Source organism: Kribbella sp. NPDC050241 (assembly GCF_044459685.1).
In the GTDB taxonomy this organism is placed as follows: domain Bacteria; phylum Actinomycetota; class Actinomycetes; order Propionibacteriales; family Kribbellaceae; genus Kribbella.
This window is the reverse complement of record NZ_JBITJE010000017.1, coordinates 24,432-39,780: the sequence shown is the minus strand read 5'-3', so window position 1 is coordinate 39,780 and position 15,349 is coordinate 24,432. Positions and strand designations below refer to the sequence as shown.

Below are 15,349 nucleotides of genomic sequence, written 5' to 3'. Positions count from 1 at the left end.
TTCTCGGTTTCCCTTTCGGATCTGCTGGGGCTACTTCAGCCGGGCCGGCCACCTGAGCCGCCCGGACAACTATGGGGTACTACGGCACCCGGATGACCTGGCCGGCGTACACCAGGCCGGCGCCGAAGCCGATGACGAGCGCGAGGTCGCCGCTCCTGGCCTCTCCGGAGTCGCGCATCGCGGTGATCGCCAGTGGGATCGAGGCGGCCGAGGTGTTGCCCTGCCGTTCGATGTCGCGGGCAACCTTCACGTGCGCGGGCAGCTTGAGTGCCCGCCGCATCGCGTCGGTGATCCGCATGTTCGCCTGATGTGGCACGAACAGGTCGAGGTCCTCGGCCTTCACGCCGGCCGCGTCGAGCGCCTGCTGGGCCGTCTTGGCCATCTCGAACGACGCCCAGCGGAACACCGGGTTGCCGTCCATCGTGAGGTGCGGCCACTGGTAGCTGCCGAACACCTCCTGCCACGACTCCCGCTGGCTGATCACCCGGTGCTGGGTGCCGTCGGAACCCCACACCACCGGGCCGATGCCGGGCTCGTCGGTCGGACCGACGATCGCGGCGCCCGCTCCGTCGGCGAAGATGAACGCCGTACCACGGTCGGTCCGGTCGGTGATGTCGCTGAGTCGCTCGACCCCGATCGCCAGCACATACTTCGCGCTGCCACCGCGGACCAGGTCGTTGGCCATCGCGATGCCGTAGCAGAAGCCCGCGCAGGCGGCGGAGATGTCGAACGCGGCCGCGGTCGGCGCGCCCACCTCGACCGCGATCTGGGTCGCGATCGCCGGGGTCTGGTACAGGTGCGTGACGGTCGCGACGATGACGCAGCCGATCTGGGCCGGCTCGATCCCGGCGTCCTTCAACGCGTCCCTGGCGGCGTTGACCGACATCATCAGGACGGTCTCGTCGTCGCTGGCCCAGCGGCGTTCCTTGATCCCGGACCGGGTCTGGATCCACTCGTCACTGGAGTCGATCTGCTCCAGGATCTCGGAGTTCGGTACGACGCGGCGCGGCCGGTACGACCCGATGCCGAGAACACCGGCGTACGTCGATCCTGTCGACGGCGTGATCGTGGTCATGAGGACGCTCCGTTCGGGTGGAGGCGGACCAGCGGCTGCCCGGGGGCGACCGGGTCGCCTTCTTCGACGAGCCACTCGACCACGATGCCGCCGTGCGGCGCCTTGACGTCGAGCTCGTCGCGCAGGCTCTTCACCTTCGCGACGACCTCGCCGGCTTCGACCGTGTCACCGGACTCCCGCAGTACCTGCCCGGAGCGGGTGAAGATGCCCTTCATCGGGGCGACCAACAGCCGCCAGGTCGGCGACGCGTCGATCTCGGACGGGCTGCCGTGCTTGTCCACGAACGCGCGGGCGTCGTCGAGCTGGTCGGGGGTCTTCAGCGCGAACGTCTCGACGCCCTTCAGCGCCCGCCTCGCGATACCGGTCAGTGTGCCGGCCGGCGGCAGCTCCAGGATGCCGGTCACCTCGAGGTCGGCCATCGTCTGCATGCACAGGTCCCAGCGGACCGGCGCGTTGACCTGGGTGACGAGCCGGCGCAGGACGTCCTGGCCGTCGTGCACGACCTGGCCGTCGCGGTTCGAGATCAGGCGGGTCCGCGGGTCGTGGGTGCTGATCGCGGTCGCGTACCCGGCCAGGGTGTGGACCGCGGGCTCCATGTGCTTGGTGTGGAACGCACCGGCCACCGACAGCGGGATCAGCCGGCTCTTGGCCGGCGGGTCCGCGGCGAGCGCGGCCAGCTCCTCGACCGTGCCGGCGGCGACGATCTGGCCGGGGCCGTTGTCGTTCGCGGGAGTCAGGCCGTGCTCGGCCAGCTTGGCCAGGACCTCGTCCCGGTCGCCACCCAGTACGGCGGTCATCGAGGTAGCGGTCTGTGCGGCCGCGGCGGCCATCGCCTTGCCGCGCTCGCGGACCAGAACCATTGCCTGCTCGGCCGTGAGTACGCCGGTGCCGGCCGCCGCCGCGATCTCGCCGACACTGTGCCCGGCGACGGCGCCGACCTTGGTGAAGGCGTCGGCGGGTTGCGGGAACACGGCCAGCGCGGCCAGCAGGCTGGACGCGACCAGCAGCGGCTGCGCGATCGCGGTGTCCCGGATCGTGTCGGCGTCGGCCTGCGTGCCGTAGTGGCCGAGGTCGAGGCCGGCCACCGCGGAGAGCCAATGGAGCCGGCTCTCGAACACCGGATCGGCCAGCCACGGCTCGAGGAAACCTGGGGTCTGGGCACCCTGACCGGGCGCGACGATGACGAGCACGTGACAACTCTCCCTGAGCCGGGCCGTCCGTGTCCCTGGAAGGGGCACGAATTCTACCGGGCCGACTTTGTAGGAATCCTACAAAACGTAGCTTCCGGGCTCGGGATTGAGCAGGCGGCCCAAGGCCAGTGCGACACGAAGTGTGAAAGCGTCTCGCGGGTTCAGCGGATGGTAGCCCGTGAGCTCTGCCACACGCTTCAGCCGATAGCGGACGGTATTGGCGTGGATGAACATCGCCCGGGCGGTCGCCTCGATCGAACCACCCGAGTCCAGGTACGTCGAAACGGTGTCGAGGAGTACACCATCCCCTACTGTGAGCGGGCCGTAGACGTCGGTGGCCAGTTGCCGGCGGGCATGACCGTCTCCGGAGAGTGACCGTTCGGGGAGCAGCTCGTCGGCCAGGACCGGGCGAGGCGCGGCCGGCCAGGCAGGCGCCGCGCGGAGTCCGGCGACGGCCGCGCGGGCCGACGTCACGGCCGCCATCAGATCTTTCACGACCGGCCCGACGACGATCGGTCCGGGTCCGAACCAGTGGGCCAGCCTTTGTACGATCTCGACAGGTTTGCTAGTACCACCGAGTACCACCACCAGCCGGTCGCCCTGCATCGCACACAGAGCGTCAGCGCCGGCCTCGCGTGCGGCGTACCGGACCGCGTCGGCGACGTTGGCGTTCCCCTCGCTGGCCGGAGCGCGGCCGACGACCACGGCGATCTCGGCGGATCCCGACGTACCGGACGATCCGGTCCAGCCGAGGGCGGAGGCGCGGGAGCGGACCGAGTCGTCGGCCTCGCCGCGGATCACCGCGTCGACGACCAGGGCCTCCAGCCGGTCGTCCCAGGCGCCGCGCAACTCCGCAGCCTGCGCGTAGACGGTGGCCGCCGCGAACGCGACCTCGCGGGCGTAGCGCTGCATCGCCTCGCGCACCACCGGTACGTCGTCGGGCGGCAGCAGGTCGCCGATGGTGGTCTCGATCATCTCGATCGTGGTGCGGACCAGGTCGACGGTCTGGTGCAGTGAGATGACCCGGGTGAACTCCCTCGGCGCGGAGCCGAAGATCCGGGTCGGCATCGAGGGGTGCGCCTCGGGATCGCGGAACCAGTCGACGAACGTCGTGATGCCGGACTGCGCGACCAGCCCGATCCACGACCGGTCCTGTGCCGACAGCGTGCCGAACCACGGCAGTTGCTCGTCCATCGCCGCCATCGCCGCGGTGGCGAGCGCGCCGGTCTGGTTCTGCAACCGATCAGCCCGCGCGAGATGCGCCTTGGAACTCCGCTTCGCCACGTCCAGACCATAGCTCCCACGTCTTCGGCATGATGGGCCTATGACGGACAACGCGGGTGTGGCGGATGCGGTCGCGGCGCTGCGGGCGATCGGGTACTACCTGGAGCGCGACCAGCAGCCGACCCATCGGGTCAAGGCGTACCGGCGGGCGGCGGACACGATCGCCGCGTTGCCGCCCGCCGAGGTTCGCGCCCGTCGCCGGGCCGGCACGCTGACCGAGCTGGCCGGGATCGGGCCGAAGACCGAGGCCGTGATCGTGGAGGCGATGGACGGCGCCGCACCGTCGTACCTGGTCAAGCTCGAGGAGGCGGCCGGTGACCTGACGACTGCCGGCCGGGCGCTGCGCGCGGAGCTGAAGGCGGACCTGCACCTGCACTCGGAGTGGTCCGACGGCGGCAGCCCGATCGAGGAGATGGCGCGTACGGCGCACCGCCTCGGGCACAAGTACATGGCGCTGACCGACCACTCGCCACGACTCACCGTCGCCAACGGACTGTCCCGGGAACGGCGGCTGGAGCAGATGGAGGTCGTTGCCGAGCTCAACAAGAAGCTGAAGGACGAGCTGGACGGGTTCACGATCCTGAACGGGATCGAGGTGGACATCAACGAGGACGGCTCGGTGGACTGCGACAGCGAGATCCTGGCCCGGCTCGACGTGGTCGTCGCGAGCGTGCATTCCAAGCTGCGGATGGCATCCGAGCCGATGACCGAGCGGATGGTCCGCGCGGTCGCGAACCCGCACGTCGACATCCTGGGCCACTGCACCGGCCGCTTGGTCACCGGCGGCCGCGGTACCCGGCCGGAGTCCGAGTTCGACGCCGAGGTGGTCTTCGAGGCATGCCGTCAGTTCGGTACGGCGGTCGAGATCAACTCCCGCCCCGAACGCCTCGACCCACCCAAACGCCTACTGACCCTCGCCGTCGAGATGGACTGCGTCTTCTCCGTCGACACCGACGCCCACGCCCCCGGCCAGCTCGACTGGCAACCCTACGGCTGCGAGCGCGCGGAGGAATGCGGTGTACCCGCCGACCGAGTCATCAACACCTGGGACCAGCCCGCGCTGCTGGACTGGACTCACTCCTGAGCGACGGGCATCCGGCGTAGATTGCTGGGTATGAGCGATCTGGAGAAGGACCCGGCGGAGGTGCTCTCGACCGGGGACGGCGAGGGGCCTGTGGTCGAGTTGCTCGAGGGCCGCGAGGTGGTGCTGGGGCGGTCGACGAAGGTACGGCGACTGCTGCCGAACAAGAACCGCCGGATGGTGGGTGCGTGGTGCTTCGTGGACCACTACGGGCCGGACGACATCACCCACCGGGTCGACTCGTACGACGTGCCGGGGGAGCGGGGGATGCTGGTTCCGCCGCATCCGCACACGAGTCTGCAGACGGTCAGCTGGCTGTTCGAGGGGGAGATCGAGCACCGCGACAGCGTCGGATCGCATGCGTACGTCCGGCCCGGTGAGCTCAACATCATGACCGCCGGCAACGGCATCGCCCACTCCGAGGTGTCGACGCCGACCGCGCCGCCCACCCTGCACGGCGCGCAGCTGTGGGTCGCGCTGCCCGACTCGGTGCGGTCCACGACCCCGGCGGCGTTCAACGCGTACGCCGACCTACCCGAGCTCGAGCTCGACGGTGCCCGGGTCACCGTGATGATCGGCACCGTCGCCGGTGTCACCTCGCCGGCCCCGGCGTACACGCCGCTCGTCGGCGCGGACGTCACCGTCGAGCCCGGTCGCACACTGACCTTGCCGCTCACACCATCCAACGAGTACGCCGTACTGATCGTGGACGGATCGCTCGCGGTCGGGGACCTGACGCCCGGCTTCGGCGAGATGGTCTACCTCGGTGCCGGCCGGGAGTCGGTCAACGTGGTTGCCTCTGACAACGGTGTTCGCTTCCTGCTGCTCGGTGGCGAGCCGTTCGAGGAGCAACTGGTGATGTGGTGGAACTTCATCGGCCGTTCGCACGAGGAGATCGTCGCCGCCCGGGACGCCTGGCAGGCCGCGATCGGGGCCAGTGGCAACGACCGCTTCCCGATGGTGCCCGGGTACGACGGCGATCCGTTGCCGGCCCCGGCGTTGCCCGCTATCGCGCTGAAACCAAGGCCGCGGGCGCGCTGACCTGACGACGGCGGCGGTAGTACGCCCAGGTCAGGAGCAGAACCGACGGACCCCACAGTTGCAGCGGCGCGTAGCAGCTGATCATCAGCACGGCCGCGCCAGTGCTGCCGAACGGGATGAAGCTGTCGCTGAAGACGTCCCGGAAGCCGTAGGTCCAGATCGCGATCAGTGAGAGCCCGCCGAGGATCGCCGGGACGATCGCGGCGTACGGCGCGACCCGGCGACCGCCGATGAACGGGATCCAGTCCGGCGCGACCTCGCCCCACCGCTTCACCAGACCGAAGGTGATCAGCGCGACCCCCTCGGCGAAGATGGTCAGGCAGACGACGTACAAGTGCTCCCCGAAGCCGCGCAGGTGGGCCGGCTGGCCTGAATCGTCGAGCATCCCCATCGACGAGCCGGCGACCAGACCGAGACGCCACAGCCCGGACGGCAGTGTCATGAACGGGATCGCGTGGGCCAGGCCGTACGCCCAGCGGGGAACAGGTCGCTCGGTTGTTTGCTTCACGCTTCGAGCATCCGGCCGCGGGCCGTCCGGGGACCTCACCCGCGGGAGTGAACCGGCTCCCTCCGGAGAACCTTTCAGAGCAGGTCGTGGTCGCGGGCGTACGCCGCCGCGGCGGTCCGGGACGGTACGTCGAGCTTGGTGAAGATGTTGGTCAGATGCCGTGCGACAGTCTTGTCGCTGAGCACCAGCTGCTGCGCGATCTCCGCGTTGCTACGCCCCGCCGCGACCAAGCGCAGTACCTCGATCTCGCGGGCGGTGAGACCGCCCGCGCCGTCGCGGTGCAGCAGCCTCTCGACCTCCTGCCGGGTCGGAACCGCGCCGAGCTCACCGAGGCTTCGCCACGCGGACGTGAGCTCCGTCAGTGCCGACTCCTCGTCCTCGAGGAGCCGGAACGACCGCCCGATCAGCACCTTCGTCCGTGCGATCTCGTACGGCGCCTGAAGCGTGCTCCACAACCGCAACGCCTCCCGGGCCTGCGGCAAGGCCTCATCCGGATCGCCCCGCTCCAGTGCGACCAGGGCCAGGGAGTACGCCGCCGCCGCGCGCAACCCGGCACACCCGAAGCCGGCGGCGATCCCGGCCAGTTCCTCCGCGGCCGAGGCGGCTTCGTCGACAGCTCCACCGGCCACCAGCACCTCGACGGCTGGTGCGAGCAGGCGCGACCGGTACACCGGTCCCATGGTCTCCGCGAGCAACCGCCGTACTGCCGCGACAGCCGCGGAGGTGCGGCCCCGGGCGAGCAGCAGCACGGCCCGGCCCGGCTGAGGGTCGTAACCGAATCCGCCGGCCTCGTTGTAGGACCTCTCCGCGGCGGCCAGGTCGCCGAGAATCCGGTGGACGTCTCCACGCTCGCTCAGCGCGAGTCCGGCCGCGGCCTGGGCGCCCGACGACGCATAGCGCCGGCATGCGTCGTCGAACTCCTGCACCGCCTCGCCGTAGGCGCCGTGCAACCGCAGGATCTGCCCCCGATGGACGGCGCATTGGCCGGTGAACGGCACCAGATCCGGCTGGGTGTCGCACCACCGGGTGAGTGCGGCTGTCCACGCGGCCGCGCGGGAGTAGTCCTGCACCTCCTGACAGCCTTCGATCATCGCGCAGTACACGTTGCCCGCGAAGATCGGCGACAGCTCACCGGCCGCGACCCCCACCATGGCTTCGTCGAGCATCGCGAGGCCCTCCGGCACGCGACCGGAGTACATCAGCATCCGGCCCTGGCAGACGAGGCCCTGGGCGAGCAGATCGGGCTCGCCGAACCGGCGGGCCACCTCGGTGATCTCGGCTCCGACGCGCAACGCGCCCGCGAAGTCGCCCTGGTCGAGGCGGCGGTAGAAGTCGTGGACGAGGAGGTACCCGCGCTCGACCACGTCGCCCTGGTCCGCGAGCAGCCGCTCCGCCCGCGCGGCCCAGCCGAGGCCGATCGCGACCTCGCCGCGGGTGTTCAGCACCAGCGCCAGCCAGAAGGCGAGCCGGACCGCGCCCAGAACGTTGCCATCGTCAACTTCCCGCCGGTACGCGCGCTGCAGCGAGCGGACACAGGCATCGTCGTCCCCGACCAGGTACGCGGCGGTGGCCAGCGTGAGCAGATCGCCGGCGCCCAGGTCGGCGGCGGACGACAGCCGGTCGTACGCCGTCGCCCAGTCCCGCCGGTCGAACGCCGCCCGGGCGCGCTCCAGATCCTCGACTATGCCCATCGCAGTCCCCTCCCCGCGAGGATGAACCCTCCGGTCACGCCGGGGCAAGACTCCGGTCCGTGCCGGCCCGCGCCGCGATCCGTTTGGCCAGGAACGCCGCGTCCCGCCCGACACCTGGCAGGGTCATGGACGCGAAAGCGTACTGGAAGCACAGGCCGCAGAAGAACAGGCCGGGTGCGTCCGCGGCGACCCCGCGTAGTTCCCGGGGCCAGCCGTCAGCACCGATCACCGCTCCGTCGATCCAGTCGAACACCTGCCGGAAGCCGGTGCACCAGATCACGTTCGTCACTCCCAGCACCTGGCCGTCGCCCAGCACCGGCAGCCCGGCCTCGACACCGGTGACCTTGTCGTGGAGCCGCTCGACCCCTCGTGCGAGCAGGTCCGCCCGCTTGACCCGGATCATCGGGCCTCCGTGGAAGCGTCCGTGCTGCATGATCGCATCGGAGTTCGGCAGCCTTCGGGTGACCAGATGCCGCCCGACGAACAGGAACACCGGCCAGAACAGCCGCTCACCCGGCTCACCCGGCTTGACCGGGAGCTGACCGGGGTCGCGCCCGACCAGAACGGTCCGGTGTGTCTGCGCCACCTCGTACGCGATGTCGGTGCCCGAGTGTGATCCGCCGACAACCAGGACCGGTCCTGGCTTCAGTTGTCCCGGCCGGCGGTACTCGCTGGAGTGCAGTTGCCGGATCGCCGGGTCCAGGTCGACGGCGAAGTCCGGCAGGCTGGGCGTCCGTCCGAACGTGCCGGTCGCCACGACGACGTTGTCGGCCACGATCCGCTCGTCGCCGATCACCACGGTCCAGCGGCCGTCGTGGCGTTCGAGGCGGTCCACCCGGGTACTGTTCCGGACCGGCAACGAGAAGTGAGCGGCGTACGACTCGAGGTAGTCGGCGACCTCGTCCTTGCCTGGATACGACCAGGGCTTGCCCGGGAACGGGAGCCCGGGCAGGCCGTCGTACTTGGTCGGTGTGTAGAGCCGGAGGGTGTCCCACTGGGCCCGCCACTGGTCGCCGACCCGGGCGTTGCCGTCCAGGATGACGAAGGACCGGCCGAGTTTCTGCAGGTGGTACCCGGTCGCGAGGCCGGCCTGCCCGGCGCCGATGACAACCGTTTCGATCGTGCTGTTCATGCGAGTCTCCGCTCGTTCTCCAACGACGCTGTCGGGACGACGCCACGCCGAAGCGGGCGGAAGCGCAGCCACCACAGCAGCATCAGCGCGGACGTCACGACGTAGAAGCCGTGCAGGGCCCAGATCGGACCCGCCGGCAGATGCACCACGTAGATGCTGTGGACGGCGTTGCCGACGTTGGCCAGGACGAGGTTCGCCGGACTGTACGACTCCAGGTCGTGGGTCCGGAGCGCCTTGACCACCATCGGCAGCACGCTCGACGCGAAGAGGATGGTGGACACCGTCCCCGCGAGAAGAGCAACGCTTGCGCCAGTCATGTCACCGACGGTAGGGATCGCGCCTCGTCCACCGCGTCGGACGGAATACGCAACTCCCGCGGCGTTGGGCCTACGAGGTTTGTCGTAGCGGCGTGCTCGGCCGGAGCGTGACCCAGTAGCGACGGGTCAGGCCGAGCCAGGTGTCGCGGACGTCTTCCAGGACGCCGCCGTTGCGCTCGATCGTCTTCGCGGACGCCACGTTGTCGTCGTCGCAGGTGATCAGCACCCGGTCGATCCCGCGCGTCCGCGCCCGGCCGAGGACCTGGCCGAGCGCCCACGAGGCCAGACCGCGACGCCGGGCCGACGGCCGGATGCCGTATCCGATGTGCCCGCCGCCCTCGAGCAGTTTGGCGTTCAGTGCGTGCCGGAGCGAGATCGCACCGAGGTAGTTGCCATCCTCAACGATCCACCAGTACGTCGCGTGCACCCGGTCCGGCCCGATCGGGAGGGAATCGTCGCTCTGCTCCCGCAGCCGCTCGATCCAGGCGACGAACCCCTCGACCGTGGTGAGATCCTCGGCCTCCCACACGCCGGCGCCGTCCTGGGACGCGGTGCCCCACTCGCGCGACGACTCCAGCCAGGAGTCACGGAGGTCGACGGTCGGCTCGATCAGTTCAGGCATGGCTCCGAGGGTAGGACAACGAGAGCCGCCTCTCCCGGGAATTTCGGGAGAGGCGGCTCTGGTGGACTGAGCCCGGCGTCAGGCGCCGGCGCCCTCCTGCTTCACGCCGGCGACCGCGGTCGGGTCGTCGATCCGGTACTTGCGGGCCGCCTCGGCGGCGACCTCCGGCTTCACGTCGCCCCGCTTGGCCAGGATCTCCAGTGCGGCCACGACGATCGACTCGGCGTCCACCTGGAAGTGGCGCCTGGCCGCCGCCCGGGTGTCGGCCAGACCCCAGCCGTCGGTGCCGAGCGAGGTGTAGTCGTTCGGGACCCAGCGGGAGATCTGGTCCTGCACCGCGCGCATGTAGTCGCTGACCGCGACCACCGGGCCCTTGGTGTCCTTCAACTGCTCGGTGATGAACGGCACCCGCTCCGGCTCCTCCGGGTGGAGCAGGTTGTGCTCCTCGGCGGCGACGGCGTCGCGGCGCAGCTCGTTCCACGACGTCACCGACCAGATGTCGGCGGCCACGGAGTACTGCTCGGCCAGGATGTCCTGGGCCTTGCGCACCCACGGCAGCGCGACGCCGGACGCGAGCAGTTGCACCCGCGGTACGTCGTCGCCCTCGGCGGTCTCGTACTCGTGGAAGCGGTACATGCCCTTCAGCAGTGCCGCGACGTCGAGGTTCTCCGGCTCGGCTGGTTGGGCGACCGGCTCGTTGTACACGGTGAGGTAGTAGAAGATGTCCTCACCGAACGGCTTGTCCTTGTCCAGGCCGTAGCCGTACATCCGGCGCAGCCCGTCCTTGACGATGTGCGCGACCTCGTAGGCGAAGCCCGGGTCGTAGTGCACCGCCGCCGGGTTGGTCGACGCGAGCAGCGGCGAGTGACCGTCCGCGTGCTGCAGCCCCTCACCGGTCAGCGTCGTACGCCCGGCCGTCGCGCCGATCAGGAAGCCCCGGCCGAGCTGGTCGCCGAAGGCCCACTGGAAGTCGCCGGTCCGCTGGAACCCGAACATCGAGTAGAAGATGTAGAACGGGATCATCGGTTCGCCGTGCGTCGCGTACGCCGTACCGGCCGCGATCACCGAGCCCATCGCGCCGGCCTCGCTGATGCCCTCGTGCAGCAGCTGGCCCTGCTCGGACTCCTTCCACGACAGCAGCAGGTTGCGGTCGACGGCCTCGTAGTTCTGCCCGTGCGGCGAGTAGATCTTGGCCGTCGGGAACATCGAGTCCATGCCGAACGTGCGGTACTCGTCCGGGGCGATCGGGACGATCCGGTGCCCGATCTCCGGGTCCTTCATCAGGTCCCGGAACAGCCGGACCAGGGCCATCGTGGTCGCGATGGGGGTGTTGTTGCCCTTGCTGAGCGGCTTGTACACCTCGTCGGCCGGCAGCTTCAGCGAGGTCTTCGGCGCCACCCGCCGCTGCGGCAGCGAGCCGCCGAGCTGCTTGCGCCGCTCCATCATGTACTGGTACTCCGCCGAGTCGGTGCCCGGGTGGAAGTACGGCGGGTTGTACGCGTCCTCGAGGTCCTTGTCCTCGATCGGCAGGTACAGCCGGTCGCGGAACGCCTTCAGGTCGTCCGAGGTCAGCTTCTTCATCTGGTGGGTCGCGTTGCGGCCCTCCAGCGCCTCGATCGTCCAGCCCTTGATGGTCTGGGCCAGGATCACCGTCGGCTGCCCGACGTGCTCGGTGGCGCTCTTGAACGCGGCGTACACCTTGCGGTAGTCGTGGCCGCCGCGGGGCAGCTTGCGCAGGTCGTCGTCGGACAGCGTGCTGACCATCTGCTGCAGCCGCTGGTCGCCGCCGAAGAAGTTGTTCCGGATGTACTCACCGGACTCGACCGAGTAGGTCTGGAACTGGCCGTCCGGCGTGGTGTTCATCTTGTTCACCAGCGCGCCGTCGTGGTCCTGCGCCAGCAGCGCGTCCCACTCGCGGCCCCAGATCACCTTGATCACGTTCCAGCCGGCGCCGCGGAAGAACGCCTCCAGCTCCTGGATGACCTTGCCGTTGCCGCGGACCGGTCCGTCCAGCTGCTGCAGGTTGCAGTTGATCACGAAGGTGAGGTTGTCCAGCTCCTCGCGGGCGGCCAGGCCGATCGCGCCGAGCGACTCCGGCTCACCCATCTCGCCGTCACCGAGGAAGGTCCAGACGTGCTGCTGGCTGGTGTCCTTGATGCCGCGGTGGTGCAGGTACCGGTTGAAGCGGGCCTGGTAGATCGAGTTCAGCGCGGCCAGCCCCATCGAGACGGTCGGGAACTCCCAGAAGTCCGGCATCAACCGGGGGTGCGGGTACGACGACAGTCCGTTGTGCGGACCGCGGGAGACTTCCTGGCGGAAGCCGTCCAGCTGGTCGGCGCTCAACCGGCCCTCGAGGAAGGCCCGCGCGTACATCCCGGGGGAGGCGTGGCCCTGGATGAAGATCTGGTCACCGCCGCCGGGGTGGTCCTTGCCGCGGAAGAAGTGGTTGAAACCGACCTCGTACAGGCTGGCCGCGGACTGGTAGGTGGCGATGTGGCCGCCGACCTCGAGGCCCTTGCGGTTGGCCTTGCTCACCATCACCGCGGCGTTCCAGCGGATGAAGGCCCGGATCCGGCGCTCGATGTGCTCGTCGCCGGGGAACCACGGTTCCCGCTCGGGCGGGATCGAGTTGATGTAGTCGGTGCTCCGCAGCGCGGGCACCCCCACCTGTCGCTCCCGGGCCCGCTCGATCAGCTTGAGCATGAGGTAGCGTGCTCGCGCCTTGCCCCGTTCGTCCAGGACCGCGTCGAGCGATTCGACCCACTCACGTGTCTCGTCGGGGTCGATGTCGGGGAGCTGGGTGGGCATCCCCTCGGTGATGATGGCTGGTGGTTCGTGTCCGGAAGCCACGGTGTCCTGCCGTTCTCTCTGGTTGTCTTCACCGCAATCCTGTCACCTGTTCGGAATGCGTTCTACTTCGCCTTCCACAGGGGCACGATTCCGGTCGTGCACGCGTGATCTGAGCGGACACGGACTGTACCCACCACGCGGATACCGGACACGTCACGGATCCCTCGTGCATACTTGCGCGACGCGGTACGTCACGATGGACTATCGCTACTGACGCCTACCCCCGGGCAAGCGGGGACCACGGAGGAGGACACGTGAGCGCGACCGCGGACCACGCGGACGGCAACAGCGGTGTGCCGAACATGGCGTCCCGGCTCGGCCTCGAGGCCGGCTGGGTCGTGCAGGAGATCGGGTACGACGAGGACTGCGACGACGAGTTCCGCAACGCGATCAAAGCGATCACCGGCGAGGAGTTCGTCGACGAGGACACCGACGAGGTCGTGGACGTCGTACTGCTCTGGTTCCGCGAGGAGGACGGCGACCTGGTCGACGCGTTCTTCGACATCCTCACCGACCTGAAGGCCGGCGGGGTCGTGTGGCTGCTGACGCCGAAGGTCGGCCGTGACGGGTACGTCGAGACCAGTGACATCGCCGAGGCGGCTCCGGTCGCCGGGCTGTCCACCACCAGCACCCTGAGCGTGACCGACGACTGGTCGGCCACCAAGCTCGTGGTGCCGAAATCCGGCCGCCGGGGATGACGCGAGGGTGACCCCTGCCGTCGGCAGCCGGGCCCCGGACTTCACAGCCCGCAACCAGCACGGCGAACAGGTCCGGCTGAGCGACTACGCCGGCCGGAGCGACGTCGTACTGGTCTTCTATCCGTACGCCTTCAGTGGGGTCTGCACGAGCGAGTTGGCTGCGCTACGTGACCGGCCGGACCTGCTGTCGGCGGCGGAGTTCCTGGCGATCTCGTGCGACCCGATGTTCACCTTGCGGGCGTACGCCGACGCCCAGAAGCTCGAGTTCGGTCTGCTCACCGACTTCTGGCCACACGGCGCGATCGCCTCGTCGTACGGCGTCTTCGATCCCGAGCGTGGTTGTGCGCTGCGGGGCACGTTCGTGGTGGACAGGGCAGGGATCGTCCGGTGGTCGGTCGTGAACCCGATCCCGGAGGCCCGCGACCTCGACGACTACTCCCGGGCGTTGGCAACTCTGGGCCACGACCTCGGGTAGACTGCGCCGGTCGTTTGATCCACAGCGGGCGGATAGCTCAGCGGTAGAGCGCTTCCCTTACAAGGAAGATGTCGGGGGTTCGATCCCCTCTTCGCCCACCTCGATCTTTACGCTCCGTTATCTTACGCATTCCGCTCCAGACCAGTAACGTGCCCCTGGATCCCGAGGGGGCTCGGGGACAACTGGAGGGGAATACATGTCTCAGCACGCGCCAAACAGCCGTGTCCGGAAACTCGTGCAGAACCGCCACGTACGCCGTTACGCCGCACCCGCGGTGCTCACGGCCGCGTTGGTCGGGGTCGCCGTGATTCCGTCGGCTACCGCCGCGTCGACCGTGCCGGCCAACAGCGTCGGCTCGGCACAGATCATCAACGGCGGCGTCTGGGGTGGCGACATCCACGACAACACGATCGCGGAAACCAAGCTCGGATGGGACCTGCGCCAGAAGATCGCGAAGAGCGGCGGTCAGGGCCCGGCCGGGCCCGCTGGACCTGCCGGACCTGCCGGACCTGCTGGTAAGCCCGGCGACCCGGCGACCGACGTGCTCGGCAAGGAAGGTGTCTCGGACACCCTCGGCCCGAAGGTGATCGCGAACATCGGCGGCTCGTTCAAGACGCAGAAGACGAAGGTCGGGGAGATCACCCTGCAGCCGGGCAAGTGGCTGCTGAACGCGTCGGCGTTCTTCGCGCGCACGGAGGCCGGCGTCGCCGGCACCCGGCCGCAGCTGGCGCTGCGCGTGGGGGCTTCGGAGACGGCGTTCGGGGACGACTACGGCACGATCCTGGGTGCGGAGATCTCGCCGGCGAAGGACCGTGAGCTGACTGGCTCGACCGTGAAGGTCGTGAAGGTCTCCGAGGCGACGAAGGTCGAGGTCTTCGGGTTCGGCTACAACGACGACGGCAGCTCCGCCGGCGGCGGTCAGATCACCGTGACTGCTGACGTAGTTGCGGTTCGCATCGGCTGAACTCTTCGCTCAGCGAACGTTCCACCGGGCGTCCCCGGTCCGCTCTGCGGGCCGGGGACGACCTGTTTCCGGTGATCGGACACTCTGCCGAAACGGCGTATCCGCAGGCAGTGAGGGTCGTTGTCCTGGGTGGCGGCGGTCGGCGGGATTTCTTAACTCATCGATCGCCGGAACGGACTCCTCCAGGGCCGGTCTCGACTGGTAGGGTTCACGGCTGTCGGTCGGCGCGATGACGCACCGGGTGTGCCCGGTCACGGCTTCGTTCCGGCAGGCGGAAAACGGGGCTTTTCTGTCGGTGAGAGTGAGACGGGTCTGCCCTGAGCCCGGCTCCGTCCAGTTGGGGAGGCACGTGTCCGTGGGTCGCCAACTGGCTGGCACCACCGGTGTTCCCCGGCCTGCCCGCGCACTCGCTGATCCCCTC

The 15,349-nt window shown here is 69.3% G+C and carries 14 protein-coding genes and 1 tRNA gene; 6 read left to right on the top strand and 9 right to left on the bottom strand.

The genetic code is table 11. From position 1 onward, the window contains the following. Window positions 1-79 precede the first annotated feature (79 nt). The 3 genes from ACIBG5_RS40825 to ACIBG5_RS40815 all read right to left on the bottom strand — a co-directional run bounded on the left by ACIBG5_RS40825 (window position 80) and on the right by ACIBG5_RS40815 (window position 3,549). The gene (locus ACIBG5_RS40825; protein ID WP_396397423.1) at window positions 80-1,075 is read right to left on the bottom strand and encodes a beta-ketoacyl-ACP synthase III; all 996 of its coding nucleotides are present in this window, start codon (window positions 1,073-1,075) and stop codon (window positions 80-82) included. After that, on the bottom strand, window positions 1,072-2,265 hold the full coding sequence (locus ACIBG5_RS40820) for an acyltransferase domain-containing protein (protein WP_396397421.1): 1,194 nt from the start codon (window positions 2,263-2,265) through the stop codon (window positions 1,072-1,074). The genes ACIBG5_RS40825 and ACIBG5_RS40820 overlap by 4 nt, the downstream gene beginning before the upstream one ends. A gap of 78 nt (window positions 2,266-2,343) precedes the next feature. Beyond that, the gene (locus ACIBG5_RS40815; protein ID WP_396397419.1) at window positions 2,344-3,549 is read right to left on the bottom strand and encodes a PucR family transcriptional regulator; all 1,206 of its coding nucleotides are present in this window, start codon (window positions 3,547-3,549) and stop codon (window positions 2,344-2,346) included. 40 nt (window positions 3,550-3,589) lie between these two features. Between ACIBG5_RS40815 and ACIBG5_RS40810 the strand changes: the two genes are divergently transcribed. Continuing rightward, window positions 3,590-4,633 carry a PHP domain-containing protein gene (locus ACIBG5_RS40810; RefSeq protein ID WP_396397418.1) on the top strand — a complete coding sequence of 348 codons (1,044 nt, stop codon included), beginning with the start codon at window positions 3,590-3,592 and terminating at the stop codon, window positions 4,631-4,633. Window positions 4,634-4,663: 30 nt separating this feature from the next. After that, entirely contained in the window at window positions 4,664-5,671 is a 1,008-nt protein-coding gene (locus ACIBG5_RS40805; protein ID WP_396397417.1) for a pirin family protein, read from the top strand. On the opposite strand, the gene ACIBG5_RS40800 is transcribed toward ACIBG5_RS40805, so the two are convergent. The 6 genes from ACIBG5_RS40800 to aceE form a co-directional block, all read right to left on the bottom strand. Next, window positions 5,637-6,179 carry a hypothetical protein gene (locus tag ACIBG5_RS40800; RefSeq protein WP_396397416.1) on the bottom strand — a complete coding sequence of 181 codons (543 nt, stop codon included), beginning with the start codon at window positions 6,177-6,179 and terminating at the stop codon, window positions 5,637-5,639. The genes ACIBG5_RS40805 and ACIBG5_RS40800 overlap by 35 nt on opposite strands. A 74-nt stretch (window positions 6,180-6,253) precedes the next feature. After that, the gene (locus ACIBG5_RS40795) at window positions 6,254-7,870 is read right to left on the bottom strand and encodes a LuxR C-terminal-related transcriptional regulator (RefSeq protein ID WP_396397414.1); all 1,617 of its coding nucleotides are present in this window, start codon (window positions 7,868-7,870) and stop codon (window positions 6,254-6,256) included. A gap of 34 nt (window positions 7,871-7,904) precedes the next feature. Continuing rightward, window positions 7,905-9,002 (bottom strand): flavin-containing monooxygenase, encoded by a 1,098-nt coding sequence (locus ACIBG5_RS40790; protein WP_396397412.1) that lies wholly within the window; start codon window positions 9,000-9,002, stop codon window positions 7,905-7,907. After that, window positions 8,999-9,319, bottom strand: a complete 321-nt coding sequence (locus ACIBG5_RS40785) for a hypothetical protein (RefSeq protein WP_360458323.1) — start codon at window positions 9,317-9,319, stop codon at window positions 8,999-9,001. Before ACIBG5_RS40785 ends, ACIBG5_RS40790 begins: the two co-directional genes overlap by 4 nt. A 70-nt stretch (window positions 9,320-9,389) precedes the next feature. Next, a complete protein-coding gene (locus ACIBG5_RS40780) occupies window positions 9,390-9,941 on the bottom strand; it encodes a GNAT family N-acetyltransferase (protein ID WP_396397410.1) in 552 nt (183 codons plus the stop codon). A gap of 78 nt (window positions 9,942-10,019) precedes the next feature. After that, on the bottom strand, window positions 10,020-12,749 hold the full coding sequence (gene aceE / locus ACIBG5_RS40775) for a pyruvate dehydrogenase (acetyl-transferring), homodimeric type (protein ID WP_396397409.1): 2,730 nt from the start codon (window positions 12,747-12,749) through the stop codon (window positions 10,020-10,022). A 296-nt stretch (window positions 12,750-13,045) separates the two neighbouring features. Here aceE and ACIBG5_RS40770 point away from each other — a divergent pair, with 296 nt between their 5' ends. The 4 genes from ACIBG5_RS40770 (at window position 13,046) to ACIBG5_RS40755 (ending at window position 14,928) form a co-directional block, all read left to right on the top strand. Continuing rightward, complete coding sequence (locus ACIBG5_RS40770; RefSeq protein WP_396397408.1) at window positions 13,046-13,489, top strand: DUF3052 domain-containing protein; 444 nt, start codon at window positions 13,046-13,048, stop codon at window positions 13,487-13,489. Between the two features lie 7 nt (window positions 13,490-13,496). After that, window positions 13,497-13,964 carry a peroxiredoxin gene (locus ACIBG5_RS40765; protein ID WP_396397407.1) on the top strand — a complete coding sequence of 156 codons (468 nt, stop codon included), beginning with the start codon at window positions 13,497-13,499 and terminating at the stop codon, window positions 13,962-13,964. Between the two features lie 26 nt (window positions 13,965-13,990). Continuing rightward, a tRNA-Val gene (locus tag ACIBG5_RS40760) sits at window positions 13,991-14,062 on the top strand. Window positions 14,063-14,160: 98 nt separating this feature from the next. Beyond that, on the top strand, window positions 14,161-14,928 hold the full coding sequence (locus tag ACIBG5_RS40755; RefSeq protein ID WP_396397406.1) for a hypothetical protein: 768 nt from the start codon (window positions 14,161-14,163) through the stop codon (window positions 14,926-14,928). The last annotated feature ends 421 nt before the right edge of the window (window positions 14,929-15,349 follow it).

Excerpts from the sequence above, each read along its gene's own strand:
- ACIBG5_RS40825 (WP_396397423.1), bottom strand. The coding sequence starts at position 1,075 with ATGACCACGATCACGCCGTCGACAGGATCGACGTACGCCGGTGTTCTC.
- ACIBG5_RS40810 (WP_396397418.1), top strand. The coding sequence starts at position 3,590 with ATGACGGACAACGCGGGTGTGGCGGATGCGGTCGCGGCGCTGCGGGCG.
- ACIBG5_RS40805 (WP_396397417.1), top strand. The coding sequence starts at position 4,664 with ATGAGCGATCTGGAGAAGGACCCGGCGGAGGTGCTCTCGACCGGGGAC.
- ACIBG5_RS40795 (WP_396397414.1), bottom strand. The coding sequence starts at position 7,870 with ATGGGCATAGTCGAGGATCTGGAGCGCGCCCGGGCGGCGTTCGACCGG.
- ACIBG5_RS40790 (WP_396397412.1), bottom strand. The coding sequence starts at position 9,002 with ATGAACAGCACGATCGAAACGGTTGTCATCGGCGCCGGGCAGGCCGGC.
- ACIBG5_RS40785 (WP_360458323.1), bottom strand. The coding sequence starts at position 9,319 with ATGACTGGCGCAAGCGTTGCTCTTCTCGCGGGGACGGTGTCCACCATC.
- ACIBG5_RS40780 (WP_396397410.1), bottom strand. The coding sequence starts at position 9,941 with ATGCCTGAACTGATCGAGCCGACCGTCGACCTCCGTGACTCCTGGCTG.
- aceE (WP_396397409.1), bottom strand. The coding sequence starts at position 12,749 with ATGCCCACCCAGCTCCCCGACATCGACCCCGACGAGACACGTGAGTGG.
- ACIBG5_RS40755 (WP_396397406.1), top strand. The coding sequence starts at position 14,161 with ATGTCTCAGCACGCGCCAAACAGCCGTGTCCGGAAACTCGTGCAGAAC.